The organism is Kitasatospora sp. NPDC058478 (genome assembly GCF_042720345.1).
In the GTDB taxonomy this organism is placed as follows: Bacteria; Actinomycetota; Actinomycetes; order Streptomycetales; family Streptomycetaceae; genus Kitasatospora.
The window spans coordinates 1-19,715 of sequence record NZ_JBHXML010000067.1 but is presented as its reverse complement, the minus strand read 5'-3'; the positions used below and the strand labels follow the sequence as shown (position 1 = coordinate 19,715).

Annotated in this window: 16 protein-coding genes and 1 tRNA gene; 8 read left to right on the top strand and 9 right to left on the bottom strand. The window is 73.0% G+C overall.

Features of this window, described 5'->3' with window-relative positions; genetic code table 11:
* Window positions 1-67 precede the first annotated feature (67 nt).
* Entirely contained in the window at window positions 68-1,600 is a 1,533-nt protein-coding gene (locus tag ACFWPT_RS31185) for a glycosyltransferase family 39 protein (protein ID WP_380485855.1), read from the bottom strand.
* A gap of 761 nt (window positions 1,601-2,361) precedes the next feature.
* Between ACFWPT_RS31185 and ACFWPT_RS31180 the strand changes: the two genes are divergently transcribed.
* Both ACFWPT_RS31180 and ACFWPT_RS31175 read left to right on the top strand, forming a co-directional pair.
* Complete coding sequence (locus tag ACFWPT_RS31180; RefSeq protein WP_380485853.1) at window positions 2,362-3,816, top strand: hypothetical protein; 1,455 nt, start codon at window positions 2,362-2,364, stop codon at window positions 3,814-3,816.
* A gap of 291 nt (window positions 3,817-4,107) precedes the next feature.
* Window positions 4,108-4,183 (top strand) — tRNA-Arg (locus ACFWPT_RS31175).
* Window positions 4,184-4,261: 78 nt separating this feature from the next.
* Here ACFWPT_RS31175 and ACFWPT_RS31170 read toward each other — a convergent pair.
* Entirely contained in the window at window positions 4,262-5,134 is an 873-nt protein-coding gene (locus ACFWPT_RS31170) for a carbon-nitrogen hydrolase family protein (RefSeq protein WP_380485851.1), read from the bottom strand.
* Window positions 5,135-5,228: 94 nt separating this feature from the next.
* A complete protein-coding gene (locus tag ACFWPT_RS31165; RefSeq protein WP_380372754.1) occupies window positions 5,229-6,041 on the bottom strand; it encodes a phosphatase PAP2 family protein in 813 nt (270 codons plus the stop codon).
* A 452-nt stretch (window positions 6,042-6,493) separates the two neighbouring features.
* Here ACFWPT_RS31165 and ACFWPT_RS31160 point away from each other — a divergent pair, with 452 nt between their 5' ends.
* Entirely contained in the window at window positions 6,494-7,465 is a 972-nt protein-coding gene (locus ACFWPT_RS31160; protein ID WP_380372757.1) for a sigma-70 family RNA polymerase sigma factor, read from the top strand.
* Between the two features lie 140 nt (window positions 7,466-7,605).
* A complete protein-coding gene (locus ACFWPT_RS31155) occupies window positions 7,606-7,845 on the top strand; it encodes a hypothetical protein (protein WP_380372760.1) in 240 nt (79 codons plus the stop codon).
* 10 nt (window positions 7,846-7,855) lie between these two features.
* Here ACFWPT_RS31155 and mscL read toward each other — a convergent pair whose 3' ends face one another.
* The 5 genes from mscL to ACFWPT_RS31130 form a co-directional block, all read right to left on the bottom strand.
* The gene (mscL, locus tag ACFWPT_RS31150; protein ID WP_380485849.1) at window positions 7,856-8,275 is read right to left on the bottom strand and encodes a large conductance mechanosensitive channel protein MscL; all 420 of its coding nucleotides are present in this window, start codon (window positions 8,273-8,275) and stop codon (window positions 7,856-7,858) included.
* A 30-nt stretch (window positions 8,276-8,305) separates the two neighbouring features.
* A complete protein-coding gene (locus ACFWPT_RS31145; RefSeq protein ID WP_380485847.1) occupies window positions 8,306-8,569 on the bottom strand; it encodes a hypothetical protein in 264 nt (87 codons plus the stop codon).
* Window positions 8,570-8,867: 298 nt separating this feature from the next.
* The gene (locus ACFWPT_RS31140; protein WP_079135672.1) at window positions 8,868-9,200 is read right to left on the bottom strand and encodes an FmdB family zinc ribbon protein; all 333 of its coding nucleotides are present in this window, start codon (window positions 9,198-9,200) and stop codon (window positions 8,868-8,870) included.
* A 193-nt stretch (window positions 9,201-9,393) separates the two neighbouring features.
* Window positions 9,394-10,785, bottom strand: a complete 1,392-nt coding sequence (locus ACFWPT_RS31135; RefSeq protein ID WP_380485844.1) for an MFS transporter — start codon at window positions 10,783-10,785, stop codon at window positions 9,394-9,396.
* A 328-nt stretch (window positions 10,786-11,113) separates the two neighbouring features.
* Window positions 11,114-12,598 (bottom strand): potassium/proton antiporter, encoded by a 1,485-nt coding sequence (locus ACFWPT_RS31130; protein WP_380485842.1) that lies wholly within the window; start codon window positions 12,596-12,598, stop codon window positions 11,114-11,116.
* A 311-nt stretch (window positions 12,599-12,909) separates the two neighbouring features.
* Between ACFWPT_RS31130 and ACFWPT_RS31125 the strand changes: the two genes are divergently transcribed.
* A complete protein-coding gene (locus ACFWPT_RS31125; RefSeq protein WP_380485840.1) occupies window positions 12,910-15,621 on the top strand; it encodes a penicillin acylase family protein in 2,712 nt (903 codons plus the stop codon).
* A gap of 64 nt (window positions 15,622-15,685) precedes the next feature.
* On the opposite strand, the gene ACFWPT_RS31120 is transcribed toward ACFWPT_RS31125, so the two are convergent.
* A complete protein-coding gene (locus tag ACFWPT_RS31120) occupies window positions 15,686-16,261 on the bottom strand; it encodes a 5-formyltetrahydrofolate cyclo-ligase (RefSeq protein ID WP_063348083.1) in 576 nt (191 codons plus the stop codon).
* Between the two features lie 114 nt (window positions 16,262-16,375).
* Here ACFWPT_RS31120 and ACFWPT_RS31115 point away from each other — a divergent pair, with 114 nt between their 5' ends.
* From ACFWPT_RS31115 to glp, 3 genes are read left to right on the top strand one after another with little or no spacing between them, the layout of a single operon-like run.
* Window positions 16,376-17,287: a GGDEF domain-containing protein gene (locus ACFWPT_RS31115; protein WP_063348082.1), complete on the top strand. Its 912-nt coding sequence runs from the start codon at window positions 16,376-16,378 to the stop codon at window positions 17,285-17,287.
* 50 nt (window positions 17,288-17,337) lie between these two features.
* On the top strand, window positions 17,338-18,258 hold the full coding sequence (gene galU, locus ACFWPT_RS31110; protein ID WP_063348081.1) for a UTP--glucose-1-phosphate uridylyltransferase GalU: 921 nt from the start codon (window positions 17,338-17,340) through the stop codon (window positions 18,256-18,258).
* Window positions 18,259-18,283: 25 nt separating this feature from the next.
* Window positions 18,284-19,624, top strand: coding sequence for a gephyrin-like molybdotransferase Glp (gene glp / locus ACFWPT_RS31105; RefSeq protein ID WP_380485838.1), 1,341 nt, complete (start codon window positions 18,284-18,286; stop codon window positions 19,622-19,624).
* The last annotated feature ends 91 nt before the right edge of the window (window positions 19,625-19,715 follow it).

Sequence of the window (19,715 nt, the reverse complement as noted above, 5' to 3'; positions counted from 1 at the left end):
GTGCTCGTCAGTTGTCGCGTGCTCCGGGTCCGTCCCGTCAGTCGCCGCGCGCTCCGGGTCCCGCTCGTCAGTTGTCGCGGTCGAGCAGCGCGACCGTGAACCCGCCGAGCGGCGTGACCTGGTCGGGCGCGCCGTACTGCGTGCGGAGAGCCTGCGCCTGGTCCTCCGGCATGGTGGTCAGCGGGTCCTCGGTGTCCCCGAGGACCAGCAGCCAGATCCGCGCCGCCTGCCCCAGGCAGGCCTCCGGCTGCGGGCACGGCGTCGGCGACAGCTCCTCCGCGTCGTCGGCGCTCTGCGCGACGAACACCGGGTACGGGTGGACGTCCGACGGCAGGTAGTAGCTGACGCCCGGCCACACCATCGCCCAGGCCTGGTTGCCCAGCGGGGCCGCCATCCCGTCCCCGGACCGGTAGCCCGCCGCGATCACCCCGGCCGCCGCCCGGAACGGCTCCTCCGACCCGTTGTGCGAGCCCACGTAGCGCACCGCGGGCTGCTTCGGCAGGGCGGCCACGGCCGGGACGGCGAGCAGTCCCAGCGCCAGCAGTCCCACCGCCGCCCTGGCCGGTCCCGGAGCACGGAAACGTTTCGCCCAGGCCGCCGCGACGCCGTACACCGCGCCGACCCCGCCCCCGGCCAGCACCGCCCACGCGGGCACCGTGAACAGCAGGTACCGCTCGATGAAGTACGAGGTGCCGCCCTGCGACACCACCCACACGCCCACCACCGGCAGCCCCGCGAGCAGCAGCGCCTGCCCGGCCTGCACCCGCCGGCCCGGCAGCAGCAGCACCGGCAGCGCCAGCAGCACGAAGGCGTAGAACACCGTGTGCGAGCCGAACAGGTGCTGGCCGAAGTGCACCAGGCCCCCGAGGTTCGGCTTCTCGATCCAGCCCAGCTGCCGGTCCGACTGCCGGCTGCCCAGCAGCACCACCGGCAGCACCGGCACCGCCGCCACCCCCACCGCCACCGGGTACTGCCACAGCAGCCGCCGCTCCGCCGCCCCGCGCGTGCGCCACAGGTGCAGCAGCACCAGCGCGGCCTGCCCGGCCACCGTGCTGAACGAGATCAGGTGCCCGGCGCCGGCCACCGCCATCGCCGCGCAGTACGGCGCCCACCGCCGCCACGTCGGCCGCTCCAGCGCCCGCACCAGGAACCAGGTGGCCGCCGCGATCGCGAAGGTCACCAGCGCGTACGCGCGCGCCTCCTGCGCGTACCGCGACACCTCCGGCGGCACCGCGAACAGCAGCCCCGCACCGACCGCCGCCACCCGGTTGCCGAACAGCCGCTCGGCGGTCAGCGCCACGAACGCGGCCGCCCCCGCCATCGCCAGCACGGAGGGTATTCGCAGCGCCACCACGGAGTCGCCGAACACCGCCGTCCAGCCGTGCATCAGCAGGTAGTACGCCCCGTTGCTGGCGTCCACGTGCTGGAGCAGCCGGAGCAGGTCGCCCAACGACCGGGTGGCCACCGTCCAGGTCGCCATCTCGTCCCGCCACAGCTCCGGCGTCCCCAGCCGGTACCCGCCCACCGCCAGCATCACCACCGCGGGCCACACCCACACCTGCCCCAGCAGTCGCACCACCGGGTGCCCAGCAGGTCTCATCGGGTCCTTCGTCTCCTTCGCACGGCGTGGCAAGGCGGTCGAACACTTTTCCGGCAGGCTACTTGACCCGCCCTGACCCCTCGTCGGCACCCGCACCCCGACCCGGCCCCGACCCGGCCCCGACCCGGCCCCGACGCGGCCCCGACCACTCCTGGCCGGAACGGTCCAGGGCCACTTCCGTCCAGCCGAAGTCCCTTCCACCGCCGTTGAGCTGCGACGAAGCTGGTGACCGCCGCCAGGGAGCACCGCTCCGGGCGGCACCGGAGAGCGCGTCACCGCGGGACGCGACCACCGGATCCCACCCTCACGTCGCAGCAGGAGAGGACACCGTCATGCTCCGCACCGTCATGACCGAGGCCGCCGCGGTCGCCACCCTCGCCGCCGCCGGCCGGGCTGCCCCTTAGGCCCTGTCCGGCCGGCCTGCCGCCGCCGCGGTCGCCCCGCGACCCGGTCCGGGGCTGACGGCCCCACCACCTCGCCCCGGCCTCGCCGGGCCCCACCGACCGGCTGCTCCTGCGGGGCGGCCGTCCCGCCGGGCCCGCTCCCGGGGCAGGCGGATCCGAGCGCCGCACCCCGGCCTCGCCGAGCGCCGCACCCCGGCGCCCCGCACCAGCGCGTCGAACCGCCGCCAGGCCGGCTGCTCCCGCAGGGCAGCCGACCGGAATCCGCGCGCCGCGTGAGCCGCCCGTCACCGTCGGGCCCCGGGCACCTCGAAGCCGGGCCCAGCCGCCAACCCCGTCCACCACGTCCGGAGGTCAGCCATGTCCGCCATGCCCGCCAACCGTTCGAAGCTCGCCAACGTCGCCCTCGCCGGGGCCCTCGCCCTCGGTGCGGTCGTCTCCACCGTCTCGCTGACCGCACCGGCGCAGGCCGTCGGCACCTCGTCCGTCAACGGCTCGATCACCCGCTCCGAGATCATCGCCCGGGCCCAGAACTGGGTCGACCAGGCGGTGCCGTACAGCCAGAGCCTGTGGCACAGCGACAGCAACGGCTCCTACCGGCAGGACTGCTCCGGCCTGGTCTCGATGGCCTGGCACCTCGGCTCCAGCCGGGTCACCTCCACCCTCGACGACATCTCCACCCAGCTCGGCAGCCTCGACGACCTGCAGCCCGGCGACATGATCGACAACATCAGCACGCACGTCGTGCTGTTCGCCGGCTGGACCGACGGCAGCCACAACACCGCCGTGGTCTACGAGGAGCCGCGGCCGGGCCTGACCGCCCGCAAGATCAACTACTCGCGCAGCTCCCTGGTCAGCGGCGGCTTCAAGCCCTTCCGCTACGACAAGACCGTCGACAGCGCCCCGCTGCCGCCGAAGCAGACGCCCGTGGGCTGGGGCGCCCAGGTGGTGGTGAACGGCGGCGGCAACGTCTTCCACACCACCCGTTCCTCCAACGGGAGCTGGACCGGCTTCGGGAACGTGGAGAGCGCCGCGGGCGACATCGGCGGCGTCCAGTCCATCGCGGACGCCGGCATCAACGGCGACACCTACCTGCTCGCCGTCGGCGGCGACGGGAACATCTACCACACCATCCGTCACTCCGGCGGCAACTGGGACCGCTTCACCGACATCGGCCCGCAGACCAACAGGCTGGGCAACGTCACCAAGGTCTCCGCGGTCTCGATCGGCGGTGACCTGCACGTCGTCGCCGTCGCCGACGGCAGGCTCTTCCACACCGCCCGGCTCGCGAACGGCACCTGGCTGCGGTTCGGCGACATCACCCCGGCGGGCGGCGCCGTGACCAGCGCCTCGGTCGCGAGCGTCAACGGCGAACTCCAGGTCGTGACGGTCTCGGGCGGCACGGTCTACCACGCCATCCGCGCCGTCAGCGGCTCCTGGTCGGGTTGGGGCAACGCCTACGACGCCGCCGGGAACGTCGGCCCCGCCCAGGACGTGGCGGTCGCCGGCACCGGCGCCGACGCGCAGATCGTCGTGGTGAACAACAACGGCCAGCAGTTCCACGGCGTCCGCTACGGCAACGGCACGTGGCAGCCGTTCGCCGAGCTCGCCCCCGTGATCGGCTCGTTCACCGCCAACCGGGTCAGCGCGGCCAACATCGACGGCGAGTTCCAGGCCGTCTTCATCACCAACGACGACCGGATCATGCACACCATCCGCGACGGCTCCGGCAGCTGGGACCCGGCGGCCCCGATCCAGCTGAACGGCGTGAGCGGCAACCACTACGCCGTCTCCATCGGCGGCACCTACAACTGACCGCCCCCGCCCGCCGGTTCCGCCCGCCGGCCCACCGCTGCCCCGCCGCGGTGGGCCGGCCCCCTTGCCGCAGCTGAGCACCGTCCCCGGCCCGGCGAGCAGTCGTCACCGCCCGCCCCGACGCCCCGTCGGACCCCTGAGGGCGGCACGCCCGGGCCCGCTATCGGCAAGATCGCGAAGCCGCCGCCCGGGCGCCGCCCGACCCGCTACACTGAGCCGGTAGCGGCTTGCCCTCGGGCCGGCCGCCCCCGGATCCGCTTACGGGATGCAGTCGCTCCCCGGCGGATCCTCGCCTCAGTAGCTCAGGGGATAGAGCACGGCTCTCCTAAAGCCGGTGTCGCAGGTTCGAATCCTGCCTGGGGCACCACCACGCGTGGCCGCAGGCCCCCGCCCACCAGGGCGGGGGCCTGCGGCGTTTCCGGGCCCGGGCGGGCCCGGGCCCGGCTCAGGCCAGGGCGAAGCGCGCGCGCGGGGCAGTCGGGCGGGCGCTGGCGGCGGCCAGGTCGGCGAGCATGGTCTCGCTCTCCCGGGCGGCGCGCAGGACGGCCGGGTCGAGGTCGACGACGACGAGTTCGCGCCGGTCCTCGCCCGCCTCGGCGAGCAGCCGGCCGTCCGGGGCCCACACCGCGCTGCCACCGCAGGTGTGCCAACCGCCGGTGTGGCCGATGTGGTTGGCGAGCACCGTGTAGAGGGTGTTGTCGAGCGCGCGGGCGGGGAACCAGGTGCGGGACTCGTGGTGGCCGTGGCCGACGCTGAACAGCGCGCCGACCAGGTAGGCGTGGCAGCCGTCGAGTGCGGCGGCGCGGGCGTGCTCGGGGAAGCCCGAGTCGTAGCAGACGCCGAGGCCGAGCCGCCAGCCGTCCAGCTCCAGGGTGCAACCGGCCGCCCCGGGGCGGTAGTAGTCGCGTTCGGCCTTGAACAGGTGCTGCTTGTCGTAGCGGGTGACGAGGCCGCCGTCCGGGCCGAGGACGAAGGCGGAGACCCGCAGCTCGTCGCCCACCTGCGCGGCGGCGCCGACGATCGCGGCGGTGCCGGTCTCGCGGCAGGCCTCGGCGATCGGCGCGAGGCGCGGATCGCCGGGCTGGACGGCGCACTTGAGCGGGTCGGTGCGGATCAGCTCGGGCTCGTAGCCGGAGAGGAACTTCTCGGCGAACAGCACCAGGCGGGCGCCGGCCGCGGCGGCCTCGCGGACCAACTCGGCGGCCTGGGCGGCGTTGGCGGGTATGTCGCCGGCCACGGCCTGGGCCTGGACGGTGGCGATCCGCAGTGGGCGCTCGGGGTGACGGACGGCGGCGGCGGGGACCGGGGCGGGAGACATGGCCGTCACGCTAGCGGATGGTTTCGGGCAGCCCCGGACGGCCCTGGACCGGCCCTGGGCGGCCCCGGACGACCGCACGCGGATGCCGGTGGTCTCAGTGGACGGCCCCGTCCGGGTGGTCGGTGGCGGCGTCGCCCAGCGGGTCGGTGCCACGCGGCGACCGGACCGACGGCACGGTGATCCGCTGGACCCTCGGCCGGGTGCGCCAGTTGACCCGCCGTACGTCGCGGGCCAGCGCGCCCGGTCGCCAGAGTTCGACGACGGCGGTCACGGCGCCCAGCACGAACCCGGCGGCCAGCCAGCCGGCGACCACGTCGCTCGGCCAGTGGACCCCGAGGGCGATCCTGGTCCAGCCGATGGTCAGCACCGTCGCCGCCGCCACCGCGCAGGCGGCGATCCGTCCGCGTCGACGGACCCGGTACCAGACCAGGCCGACCAGCACCGCGCAGGTGATCGCCGAGGCCATGGCGTGCCCGGAGGGGAAGGCCGGGCCGCCGGCGTGCGAGACCGGGTCGGCGAAGGAGGGGCGTTGGCGGCCGACGGCCAGCTTCAGCGCCCACTGGCCGCCCCAGCCGACCAGGGTCTGGGCGGCCACCCAGCCGGCCAGGACCCGGGCGCCGATCAGCCACAGCCAGACGGCCGCGATGCCGAGCAGGGTGCGCATCGTGACCGTGCCGCCGATGTCGGAGAGCGTCTGCACCGAGGCGGTCCAGATCCGGTGCTGCCGGGCGAAGGTGTGCAGTTCGCCGATCCAGCTCTGGTCGAGCTGTTCCAGCGGATGCCAGTGCCGGGTCACCAGGGCGGCCAGGAGGCCGAACAGCGCGGCACAGACCACCGCGAGCGCCGAATCCCGCAGGAGGCGGCGGTGACGCGCAGTGACGGTGGTCGAGCTGTTGGTCAGGTGCATGGCTGACACCTTCCCAGTGTCCCGGGCCGATCAGGACCACGGGTGATAGCGATTCGGCATCGTTTGTGGGGAGAACCTGCGTGCGCCGGGGGCGGGCGCCGGCGGAAGGCGCCGGCGGAAGGCGGGGGCGCGCGGGAACGCGCGTGCCCGTTCGCGGGTTTCACCCTGTACGGCGGCCGGCGGGGCGGCGGGCGCGTGTGCGGGGCGTGACGGAAGCGCTCGGAAGCAGTTGCGGAAACGGCACCTAAGGTGCTCGACCGGTCACCCGGTGTCCATAACCGGGGTGAAAACCGGCAGGATACTGCATCGCGGGGAAGAATCTGAGTAACTTGGGAATGTTGTCCGGATTCTGTTCGTTGGATCGTTACGTGTGAGCCCCGCGGGGCCCCCATTTCTTGCCCTCTCGGGGGGCAGGCAGGCAGACCTCGGCAATTCCAGCAAAGGGAGCAAGCATGGCCACCCGTGCCGTCGTTCGCGACAGGGCCGACCGGACTCGCGCGGCCCGCCCGACCAACCTTGAGGCCGACCGCGACCTGGTCGGCATGTACCTCGACGAGATCGCCAGGACACCCCTGCTCGATGCCGCCGAGGAGGTCGAGCTCTCACTGCGGATCGAGGCCGGCGTGTACGCCCAGCACCTGCTGGCGGAGGGCGTGTTCCCCGACGGCGTGAAGCGCGAGGAGCTGGAGGCGATAGCCGAGGACGCCGAGCGCGCCAAGGACGTCTTCATCCGCTCGAACCTCCGGCTCGTGGTGGCGGTCGCCCGCCGGTACCCGCGCAGCGGCCTTCCGCTGCTGGACCTCATCCAGGAGGGCAACGCCGGCCTGGTGCGCGCCGTCGAGAAGTTCGACTACGCCAAGGGTTTCAAGTTCTCCACCTATGCCACCTGGTGGATCCGGCAGGCGATCACCCGGTCGATCGCCGACCAGTCCCGCACCATCCGGCTGCCCGTGCACCTGGTCGAGGAGCTGGGGCGGATCCGGCGGGTGCAGCGGGAGAAGTCCAAGGAGCTGGGCCGGGAGGCCGAGCCGGCCGAGATCGCGGCCGAGCTGGACACCACCGAGGCCCGGATCAAGGACGTGCTGGATTGGGCCCGCGACCCGGTCAGCCTCAACATGGCGGTCGACGACGAGGGCGAGACCCAGTTCGGCGACCTGGTCGAGGACACCGGGGCGACGTCCCCCGAGGACGCCGTGATGGTCATGCTCCGCCGCGAGGAGCTGGACGGCCTGATCGGGCGGCTGGACGACCGCACGGCCTCGATCATCCGCTCCCGCTACGGGATGGAGGACGGCCGCGAGCGCACCCTCACCGAGGTGGGCAAGCAGCACGGCCTCACCCGCGAGCGGATCCGCCAGATCGAGAAGCACGCGCTGGCCGAGCTGAAGAAGATCGCCGACCACGCGGGCTTCGAGGCCGCCTGAGAACCCGAGCAACTGCCTGCGGCTCCATCCCCGCCCCGGGCCCTGGTGCGGAGCACTCCGCACCAGGGCCCGGGGTGTGTCACGGGGCTCTTAGGCTGGAGGGACAGGACGATCCGGACGGCAGTCGACGGGAAGCGGAAGTGAGCAGGGTGAGCGAGCAGGGGCAGGCGCGGGAGCAGGAGCAGGGACAGGGGGAGCAGCAGGGACGGGAGCAGCGGCCGGCGGCGCCGAAGGCCCGGCTGGTCTTCCGGGACCCTCTGGACCAGCAGTCCCGGGACGACACCGACACCGGCTGGGGTGAGCGCCCCGGGGCGGGGGAGAGCGGTGGGCGGGGGCTGGACTGGTACCTGAGCCAGCGCCCGCCGCACCACGGGGACTGAGGAGCGGTGCTCAGCGCTGCGGGGTGACCAGCGCGTCGCGGATCTCGGTGAGCAGTTGGACCTCCTTGGCCTCGGCCTCCGCCATCGTCTCGGCGGTGCTCTTCCGCCTGGCGGCCAGCCTGTTCATGGGCACGATCAGGACGAAGTAGACGACGGCCGCCGTGATCAGGAACTGCAGCAGGGCGCTGAGCACCGATCCCCACAGGATGAGGATTCCGGACGTGACCTCGCCGGTGGCGTTCAGCTCGCAGGGCCCCTTGAGGCAGGAACTGTAGGACGCCAGATCCTTCGTTCCGAAGACGCCGACGATCGGATTGATGACGCCCTTGACGAAGGCGTTGACGATGTTGGTGAAGGCCGCGCCGATGACGACGGCGACGGCGAATTCGACGACGTTTCCACGCAGCAGGAATTGCTTGAAGCCTTTCATGCCGCCGTGAACGACGAAGTCGTTGCCCGGTTACGGGTGATCTTCCGTCGGACCGGATTGACAACCCGTCCGGCCCACCGGGCCGCCCGGCGGCGACGGCAGCCCGGCCCGTGCGGGCCCGACCGCGAGCGCCGCGGCCACCGCGAGCAGCACCAGCGCGGGCACCCCGGCCCGGCGTCGTACGGCGTGCCGCCAGCGGTGCCACCCGCCGGCCCCGCGCCGGATCGGGGGGAAGCGCGGCACCTCCCGCCGGGGCGGCACGGTGGGTGCGGGCAGCGGTACGGAGAGGCTCATGGTCGTCATGGTCACCACCGAGGTCGTGGGGGGCCGCCCCTGTGCGGGCCGGTCGTTCTCCGGCGACCCCTACGATGTGCGCCGCGCGCCGCCCCGGAAAGCCGTTATCCGCAGCCTGTGGACAACTCGGGCCCTGTGGATGAATTCGTACACCCGCACGAGTGCATCCGGCCCGCCCGGGATGACGAACCGGGGCGGCGAGTGGTGACAGCGAGCAGGGACGACGAAGGCCCGCCGCCCCGCGGAGAACGCGGGGTGGCGGGCCTTGTCGATGCGCTGTGTGCGTCCGGCGCCGAGGTCAGCTCGCGGCCGGAGCCGGGCTGGAGGAGCTGGAAGAGCTCGAAGAACCGGAGGACGAGGACGTCGACGACGTCGAGGACGACGCCGGGGTCGAGCCGGACGACGCCGCCGAGGAGCTACCGGAGGAGCCTGCGCCCACCGTGCTGCTGGAGGACGAGCGGCTGTCGGTGCGGTAGAAGCCCGAGCCCTTGAACACGACGCCCACGGCCGAGAAGACCTTGCGGAGCCGTCCCTGGCAGTCGGGGCACGTGGTCAGCGCCTCGTCGGTGAACTTCTGCACCGCCTCCAGGCCGTTGCCGCACTCGGTGCACTGGTACTGGTACGTGGGCACTTGTCTTCCTCCTGGCACTCTCGCCTGATGAGTGCTAACGATGGTCAATGATGCGGCATTCCGCTGAATCAGTCCAGCGACTCCGATGTGAGATGAGCCGTGGCCGAGCCGCGCACACTTCTCCACCGCGGCTCCGCGCGGCTTCCACCGCGCGCCGCCCACGGCTTCGCGCGGTGCGCCACCGCGTGCCCGCTCAGCCCTTGGCCGCGCCCACCAGCTGCGCCGCGGTGCCGCGCTCCGGTGCGGCCGCGACGACCTGACCAGGCCCGCCCGGCGCGGTCAGCAGGTGCCGCAGTGATATCAGCGCGATCAGGCCCAGGCCGGCGCCGGCCACCGGCACCAGGAACCCGCTGGACGGCCCGTGGCCGTCGATCAGCTGCCCGGCGATCATCTGGCCGACCGCCAGGCCGAGGCCGATGGCGCCGGTCAGCCAGGTGAACGCCTCGGTCTTGGCGCCGTCCGCGACGAGCGTCTCGACCAGGGTGTAGCCGCTGATCAGGGTCGGCGCGATGGCCAGGCCGCAGACCAGTCCGGCGACGGCGAGCGCGACCAGGTTGGGCATCGCCCACAGCGTCGAGCAGCCCAGCACCAGCAGGGCGTAGCTCATGACCATCCGCTGCTGCACGGACCGCCGCCAGGCGATCACGCCGTACAGCACGCCGGCCACCATCGAGCCGCCGGCGAAGATCCCGTACACGGTGCCGGCGGCGCCGTGCTGCCCGACCGAGTCGGCGAAGGCGTTCACCGAGACCTGCATGCCGCCGAACACGGCGCCCACCCCGAGGAAGGCCCCGGCCAGCAGCCGGACGCCGGGGGAGGCGAGCGCGGAGGCGCGTCGCACGCCGGGCTGGGGCAGTGCCCGGGCGGGCGCGGTGCGCCGCTGGGCGGCGAAGGCCAGACCGCCGACGAGGGTCAGCGTGGCCTCGGCGATCAGCCCGGCCGAGGGGCTGACCGTGGTGGCGACGGCGGTGGCCAGGATCGGGCCGATCACGAAGGTGAACTCGTCCGTCACGGACTCGAAGGCGAACGCGGTGCCCACCTTGGCCGCGGACGAGGCGGACGCGCCGTCCGCGGTGAACTCGGCGATCCAGCGGGCCCGGACCATGGCGCCGATCTGCGGAACGCTCGCGCCGGCCGGGACGGCGGCCAGGAACAGGCTCCAGGCCGGTGCGTGGCCGAGCGCCAGCGCGATCAGCGCGCCGACCGAGGCCGCGTGCACCACGACGGTCGGGACGAGGACGGCGGTCTGGCCGTACCGGTCGGCGAGCCGGCCGGTCTGCGGGCCGATCAGGGCCTGGGCGACGGCGGCGACGGCCGCGACGGTGCTCGCGGTGCCGTACGAGCCGTGGGTGTCCTTGACGAGCAGCAGGATGCCCATGCTGAGCATCGCGTACGGCAGCCGCGCGAGGAATGCCGGTGCCAGGAACGTCCAGGCGCCGGGCGTGCGCAGCAGTGCGCCGTACCCGACCCGCACGGGGGCGGGGGCGTCGACGGCATCGGCGGTGCCGTCGGCGGGGGTGGCGTTGGCGGTGTCACGCGGGGTCGCGGTGTCCGCGGGGTCGTCGACCGTTCGGCGGGCCGTCACGGTCGGTCCTTCCTGCTGCCTGGTAGCGCGGCAGGGCATGGGGTGGCCCCGACGGCGCCGAGAGTCGTCCTCTCGCGCGTCGACCGGGGTAGATACCGGGCCGGCCCGGCGTGGTGGCCGAGGTCCGGACCGCGGCCGCCGAACGGTCGCGCCAACTCTGCTTCAGGCAGATGCTGGGTGTGATCTGACCATCATACATATACGCGCGTAGATGTCGCGCGAATCCCCAGACTACAAGGCACGTCCAAAATTGTCCTGCCCATCGAAGGTGAACAGCGGGTGAGGCCTTCCGGTCTTCCGGTCACCACCCGCCGCCCACCCGCCGGGCTCACCGCCCGTGCAGCCACCCCGCGAGCTTGCCGCCCTTGTCCACGGCCCGCAGCCGCCGCTCGGCCGCCTCGCCGACCTCGTCGGTGGTGACCACCAGCAGCTCGTCCCCGCCGCGCAGCACCGTCGCCTTGTCCGGCACGAAGGAGCTGCCCTCCCGCACCACCAGGGTGACGGCGGCCCCCTTGGGCAGCCGCAGCTCGCTGACCTCCACGCCGGACATCCGGGAGCCGGGGGAGAGCGCGACCGACAGCAGGTGCCCGTGCAGCTTCTCCAGCGGGGCTGACTCGATGTCCAGGTCCTGGCCCATCGAGCCCTCGCCGATCCGCAGCTGCTTGGCCACCCAGGGCAGGGTCGGGCCCTGGAGCAGGGTGAAGACGACGACCAGGATGAAGACGATGTTGAAGACGTCCTGGGCCTTCGGCGCGCCCGACACCAGCGGGATGGTCGCCAGCACGATGGGCACCGCCCCGCGCAGTCCGGCCCAGCTGAGCAGCGCCTGCTCCCGGCCCGGCACCTTGAACGGGGTCAGCGTCAGCACCACGGACAGCGGCCGGGCCAGGAAGACCAGCACGCCGCCGATCACCAGCGCGGGGACCACCGCGGAGCCCATGGTCTCGGGCGTGCAGAGCAGGCCGAGCAGCACGAACATGCCGATCTGCCCGATCCAGGCCAGGCCGTCGGCGAAGCCCCGGACGGCCGGGCCGTGCGGCAGCTTGGCGTTGCCGAGGATCACCGCGCAGATGTAGACGGCGAGGAAGCCGGAGCCGTGCAGCAGTGCGCCGCCCGCGTAGGCGAGCACGGTCAGCGCCATCACGGCGATCGGGTACAGGCCGGAGGAGGGCAGCGCGACGTGCTTGATCCCGTACGCGCCGAGCTTGCCGACCGCGAAGCCGACCGCCGCGCCGATCGCCAGCTCGGCGATGATCGTGCCGACCAGGACGTACCAGGAGTCCAGCTCGCCGGTGGTGGCGAAGGCGACGACCAGGATGACCACGGGCGCGTCGTTGAAGCCGGACTCGGCCTCCAGCAGGCCGGTGAGCCGGTGCGGCAGCGGGACCATGCGCAGGACGGAGAAGACGGCGGCGGCGTCGGTGGAGGAGACGATCGCGCCGAGCAGCATCGAGGTCCGCCAGTCCAGGCCGACCAGCCAGTGCGCGCCGGCCGCGGTGACGAACACGCTGACCCCGACGCCGACGGTGGCGAGCACGGTGGCGGCCGGCATCACGGGTCTGACCTCGCGCCAGCTGGTCTTGAGGCCGCCCTCGGCGAGGATCACCACGAGGGCCGCGTAGCCGAGCACCTGGGTCAGCTCGGCGTTGTTGAAGGAGACGCCGATGCCGTTCTGGCCCAGGGCGACGCCGATCCCGAGGTAGATCAGCAGGCTCGGTAGCCCTGAGCGGGTGGATATCCGCACGGCGACCACCGCGACCAGCAGGATCACGGAGAACTCGAGGAGGAGCTGGTTCAGGTGGTCGATGTTCACGCAGTGGCACCTCGTGCAGGCAGGGGCGGGCGGGGTGTCTGGTGGTGCTGGAGGGTGCGACCCGTTAAGAAGGCGTCAATGCTCCTGTTGCGGATCGTTACTCAGTCTAACATTTTGCCATATCTTTAGTTTCTTTTCCTCCCCGGGCCCCCGACCGCCGCCTCCAGGCCTCCTCGTTGACCTCCTCCGATCCCACGGTGAGCGTCCCCCGTGCACGCCGCTCGGCCGACTCGGCCTAATGTGGTGCCCTGTCACGGCCCCCGGCCCTGGACACGCCCGCCCGCCCCGAAGTCAGGACCGCAAGGACCCAGATGCCCCGCTCGAAGAAGTTCCGGCGCGCCCGTCTGATCGTGATCGTGCTGGTCGTGCTGCTGGTGGCCGGCGTCGGCTACGGCGGCTACCGCGGGGTCACCGCGGTCCGCGCGTCCTTCCCGGAGGTCGACGGCACCGTCAAGGTGGCGGGCATGAGCGCGCCGGTCGACGTCAAGCGGGACGCCAACGGCATCCCGCAGCTCTACGCCGACACCAACGAGGACCTCTTCCGCGCCCAGGGCTACGTCCAGGCGCAGGACCGCTTCTGGGAGATGGACGTCCGGCGGCACATCACCGCCGGTCGGCTGTCCGAGATGTTCGGCGACGGCCAGGTCGACACCGACGCCTTCATCCGCACCATGGGCTGGCGGCAGGTGGCGCAGAAGGAGTTCGACACCAAGCTGTCGGCCGACACCAAGAAGAACCTCCAGGCCTACGCGGACGGCGTGAACGCCTGGCTCGGCGAGCACCCCGGCGGCGAGAAGGCCTCGCTGGAGTACGCCCTGCTCGGCGCCGTCAACGGCGACTACCAGCCCGAGCAGTGGAGCCCGGTCGACTCGGTGGCCTGGCTCAAGGCGATGGCCTGGAACCTCTCCGGGAACCTCCAGGAGGAGATCGACCGCTCGCTGCTGGCCCAGGACTTCGGTCCGGACAAGATCGCCGAGCTGTACCCCGACTACCCGTACACCCGCAACGGCACGATCGTGAAGACCGGCACGGTGGCCGGCGACAACTACCGCCCCGCCGACGGCTCGCCCCCGTCCGGCGGCGGCACCGCCACCACCCAGGGCGCGGCCACCACCAAGGCGCTGCTCCAGGGCCTCACCGACCGGATCGACGGCATGCCGCAGCTGCTCGGCCGCCCCGGCCAGGGCATCGGCTCCAACTCCTGGGTCGTCGCCGGCACCCACACCACCACCGGCAAGCCGCTGCTGGCCAACGACCCGCACCTCGGCCCCGGCCTGCCCTCGGTCTGGTACCAGATGGGCCTGCACTGCCGCGCCAGCTCGCCGGCCTGCCAGTACGACGTCTCCGGCTTCAGCTTCGCCGGCATGCCCGGCGTGATAATCGGCCACAACAAGGACGTCGCCTGGGGCTTCACCAACCTCGGCGCCGACGTGACCGACCTCTACCTGGAGAAGGTCACCGGCCCGGACACCTACCAGGTCGACGGCAAGGACGTGAAGTTCGACCTCCGCAAGGAGACCATCAAGGTCGCCGGCGGCGAGGACCGCACGATCACCGTCCGCACCACCCAGACCGGCGCCCCGCTCATCTCCGACCAGAGCACCGAGCAGCAGAACGTCGGCAAGTACGCCCCCAACGGCAGTGCCGCCCCCGACCGCGGCACCGGCGGCTACGGCGTCGCCCTGCAGTGGACGGCGCTGAACCCCGGCAAGACCATGGACGCGGTGTTCGAGTTGGACCGGGCCCGCAACTGGGACGAGTTCCGGGCCGCCGCCAAGGACTTCGCCGTCCCCGCGCAGAACCTGGTCTACGCCGACGCCAAGCACATCGGCTACCAGGCCCCCGGCGACATCCCGGTCCGCGGCAAGGGCGACGGCACCTACCCGGCCCCGGGCTGGGACTCCACGTACCAGTGGAAGGGTTCGATCCCCTTCACCGCCCTGCCGTACAGCCTGGACCCGTCCGCGGGCTACATCGTCACCGCCAACCAGGCCGTGGTGGACCCGAGCTACAAGTACTCGCTCACCAAGGACTGGGAGTACGGCACCCGGGCCAAGGAGATCACCGACCAGATCGAGGGCCTGCTCAAGAACAACGGCAAGATCTCGCCGGACGACATGCAGACCATGCAGCTGGACAACACCAGCATCATGGCCAAGACGCTCGTCCCGCTGCTGCTCAAGCAGCAGATCGACGACCCGTACGTGCGCGAGGCCCAGGACCTGCTGAAGGACTGGAACTACCACCAGGACGCCGACTCGGCCGCCGCCGCCTACTACAACGGCGTCTGGCGCCAGCTGCTCAGCCTCGCCTTCGGCCAGAAGTTCCCGGCCGACCTGCGGGCCAAGGGCAACTGCCTGCTGGTCCGCCAGCAGGACGACCCGACCAGGCCGGACAGCTCCAGCAAGATCGTCACCGAGTGCGGCACCCGCGACCCGGGCAAGGCCCAGCCGGACGGCGGCGACCGCTGGACCGAGGTGGTCCGGCAGCAGCTGGACAAGCCGGACAGCTCCTGGTGGACGTACATCGACTCCCAGCACAAGGAGCAGAAGGGCCTGGACAACCTGCTCAAGGAGGCGATGAAGGACGCCCGGCAGGACCTCACCTCGCTGCTCAGCAAGGACATCTCCACCTGGAGCTGGGGCCGCCTGCACAAGCTGACCCTGCGCGAGCAGACCCTCGGCACCGACGACTCCTCGATCGCCTCCGGCGTGGTCCACCGGCTGCTCAACCGCGGCCCGTACCGGCTCTCCGGCGGCTCCGCGGCCGTCGACGCGGCCGGCTGGAACGCGGCGGCGGGCTACCAGGTGGACTGGATCCCGTCGATGCGGATGGTGATCGACCTGAGCGACCTCGACTCCTCGCGCTGGATCAACGTCGGCGGCGCCTCCGGCCACGCCTTCCACGACAACTACAACGACCAGACCGACCTCTGGCTCAAGGGCAAGCTGCTGACCTGGGCCTACACGCCGGACGCGGTCGAGAAGGCCACCAAGCACAAGCTGGTGCTCACCAACGGCTGACCCCGCACGAACCCGCACGACCCCGGCGGCCCCGCTCCCTCCCCGGAGCGGGGCCGCCGCCGTCTCACCCCAGCCTGCGCAGCCCGGCGGGCGTGACCGCCAGGTCCACCGGGCGGTCGTGCGGCTCGGCCGGCACCTCGTCCAGCAGCTCGTGCTCGTACAGCAGCACCGCCAGCACCGGCCGCGCGCCCGCCCGCCCCAGCCGGGCCAGCACCCGGTCGTAACTGCCGCCGCCGCGGCCCAGCCGCAGCCCCCGCCGGTCCACCGCCAGGCCCGGCAGCAGCACCACCGAGGCTTCCGTGACCGCCTCCGGGCCGAGCCTCGGGCCGACCGGCTCCAACAGCCCGCGCCCGGCCGGGGCCAGCTCCTGCGGGCCCTGGTAGGCGGCCCAGTCCAGGTCGTTGTCGGGCAGCAGCACCGGCAGCAGGACCCGCACCCCGCGCGCCCGCAGCGCGTCCAGCAACGGCCTGGTCCCGGGCTCGGCGCCCACCGACACGTACGCGGCCACGGTGGTGCCCGGCGCCGCCAGCTCCCCGGCGTGCCCGGCCAGCGCGTGCGCGGCCTCCGCGCGCCCGTCGGCGGAGAGTGCGCGGCGCCGGGTCAACAGCCGTGTCCTCAGATCGCTCTTCTCGTTGTGCATCGGATCCTCCGCAACTCTGTGCCGTCGAGCTGTGCCGCCGACCGGTCTCGCCGACCGGTCTCGCCGACCGGCGCCATCGACGCGCAGAGCCTGACATGCGAAAGGCCGCCGCGATTGTCCACCCCGCTGCTGGTCCAGGCCCTGGCCGTGCTCAGCGCCCCCGCGCTGGCCGGCGCCACCGTGCTCGGGCTGCGGCTGCGCCGGGGCGGCGCCGAAGCCGCCGCCCGGCAGGAGCAGCTGCGCGAGCGGATCGCCGAACTGGAGACCCACTGCGCCGACCTGGAGCGCACCGCCTCCTGCGACCCGCTCACCGGCGTGTGGAACTACCGCCACCTGCAGCTCACCCTGGACCGCGAGATCGAGCGCGCCCGCCGCGCCGAGCGGACCGACCAGCCCGAAGGGCCGCGCCCGCTGGCCGTGCTGCTGCTGGAGATCACCGGCTTCGACGCGGTCGTCGCCGAGCACGGCCGCGGCCGTGCCGGTGCGGTGCTGCGCGACCTCGCCCAGCGGCTGGCGATGGAGATCCGCCGCGCCGACACCCTCGGCCGCTACAGCGGCGAGGAGTTCCTGGTGGTGCTGCCGGACACCGGCGCCGAGGGCGCCGCGCAGGTCGCCGAGCGCCTGGTCTGGTCGGTCCGCCGGCACCTGCTGCTCGACTGGTCCTCCGGCCCGCGCGAGTCCCGCCCGGCGCACGGCAACGGCCTCACCGCCGCCGTCGGCGTCGCCGTGCTGCCCGAGGACGGCACCCACGCCGCCGTGCTGCTGCGCGCCGCCGACCGCGCGCTCGCCGAGGCCAGGGCGGCCGGCGGCGACTGCTGGCGGGTCCGCCCGGGCCCCGGCGACCGGTCGGCGGCGCGGCCGGCCGCCCCGCCCGCCGCCGGTGCGCAGCCCAACGCGACTGCCGAGCGTGACCGTTCAAAAAAGCCGGGTAGTCTGTCGCCCTGTGCCGGCGGGGACCCCCTCGCCCAGCCGGTCAATTCCCATACGCCTGCCGCCGTGGCCGGGCCCCGCGACGTGCTGTCCTAGCCGTCGACCGCGCTCGGCCGGGCGAAAACGTGCCTGAGTAAGGTAAACGCATGACGACGACCAACTCCCGAATCCCGGTAACCAAGGCCGTGGTACCCGCGGCCGGACTGGGCACCCGCTTCCTCCCGGCAACCAAGGCCACTCCGAAGGAGATGCTGCCCGTCGTCGACAAGCCGGCCATCCAGTACGTCGTCGAGGAGGCCTCCTCCGCGGGGCTGTCCGACATACTGATGGTCACCGGCCGTAACAAGCGGGCGCTGGAGGACCACTTCGACCGCGCGTACGAGCTGGAGGAGCTGCTCGCCCGCAAGGGCGACGAGGACCGCCTGCGCCGGGTCCGCGAATCCGTCGAGCTGGCCAACATGCACTACGTCCGCCAGGGCGACCCGAAGGGCCTCGGCCACGCCGTCTCGGTCGCCGAGCAGCACGTGGCCGGCCAGCCCTTCGCCGTCCTCCTCGGCGACGACCTGATCGACCCGCGCGACCCGCTGCTCGCCCGCATGATCGAGGTCCAGCAGGAGCTCGGCGGCTCGGTCGTCGCCCTCATGGAGGTCGACCCCTCCCAGATCCACCTCTACGGCTGCGCCGCCGTCAAGGCGAACGGCTTCGGCGAGGACGTCTTCCAGGTGACCGACCTGGTCGAGAAGCCCGAGACGAACGAGGCCCCCTCGAACTACGCCGTCATCGGCCGCTACGTCCTCGACCCGCTGGTCTTCGACGTGCTGCGGGAGACCCCGCCCGGCCGCGGCGGCGAGATCCAGCTCACCGACGCCCTGCGCGAGCTGACCACCCGCGACCCGGAGGCCGGCGGCCAGGTCCACGGCGTGCTCTTCAAGGGCCGCCGCTACGACACCGGCGACCGCGCGGACTACCTGCGCGCTATCGTCCGACTGGCCTCCGAGCGCGAGGACCTCGGCCCGGAGTTCCGCTCCTGGCTGCGCGAGTTCGTCGCCTCCGAGCTGCAGGACTGACACGACGACAGAGAGCGAGCCGCCGATGACCGGGTCCACCCACCACACCACCGGATCCGCCGCAGCCTGCTGCGACGGAACCACGGACCCGGCACCGGCGGCCCCCCGCCTCTGGACGGTGGACGAACACCTCAGCGACGTCCTGGCCGCGGTCGGCCCGCTGCCCGCCATCGAGCTGCAACTGCTCGACGCCCAGGGCTGCCGGCTCGCCGAGGACGTCCTCGCCGACGGCGACCTGCCGCCCTTCGACAACAGCTCGATGGACGGCTACGCCGTGCGCACCGCCGACACCGTCGGCGCCACCGACCCGTACCCCTCGGTGCTCGCGGTCGTCGGCGACATCGCGGCCGGCGCGGGCGAACTGCCCCGGGTCGGGCCCGGCCAGGCCGCCCGGATCATGACCGGCGCCCCCGTCCCGCCCGGTGCCCAGGCCGTCGCCCCGGTCGAATGGACCGACGGCGGTACCGGCACCGGCGTGCCCGCCGACGCGATGACCGCGCCCGTCGAGGACGAGGAGGTCCGCGTCCTGCGCCCGGTCGCCGAGGGCGCCCACATCCGCCGCCGCGGCAGCGACGTCGCGGCCGGCACCAAGGTCCTGGGGGCCGGCACCCGGCTCGGCCCCACCCAGCTCGGCCTGCTCGCCGCGATCGGCCGCGCCACCGTCACGGTCCGCCCGCGCCCCCGGGTCGTGGTGCTGTCCACCGGCAGCGAGCTGGTCCAGCCCGGCGAGCCGGTCGGCCCCGGGCAGATCTCCGACTCCAACAGCTTCACCCTCACCGCGGCCGCCCAGGACGCCGGCGCCATCGCCTACCGGGTCGGCGCCGTCCCGGACCGGGCCGATCGGCTGCGCGCCGTCCTGGAGGACCAGCTCGGCCGGGCCGACCTGATCGTCACCAGCGGCGGGGTCAGCGTCGGCGCGTACGACGTGGTCAAGGAGGTCTTCGAGTCCTACGGCGGCGTCGACTTCCGCAGGCTGCGGATGCAGCCCGGCAAGCCGCAGGGCTTCGGCCGGATCGGCGGCCCGGCCGGCGTGCCGCTGCTCGCCCTGCCCGGCAACCCGGTCAGCGCCTACATCTCCTTCGAGCTGTTCGTCCGCCCGGTCATCCGCACCATGCTCGGCGCCGCCGACGTCCACCGCCCGGTGGTCCGCGCGCTCTGCCCGGCGGCGCTGCGCTCCCCGGCCGGCCGCCGGCAGTTCCTGCGCGGCCGCTACTCGGCGGCGGACGGCACCGTCGAGCCGGTGGGCGGCGCCGAGTCGCACCTGGTCGGCGCCCTGGCCCGGGCGAACTGCCTGATCACCGTCCCCGAGGCTGTCACCGCCCTGCCCGCCGGCAGCGAGGTCGACGTGGTCCTGCTCGGTTGCTAGTGTCCTGAGTCTGGAATTTCATTCATAAATATAGACTTGGCCTATGGCGCGGACGGGTCGACCAAAGGTCGAGTTGGTGTTGTCGGACGAC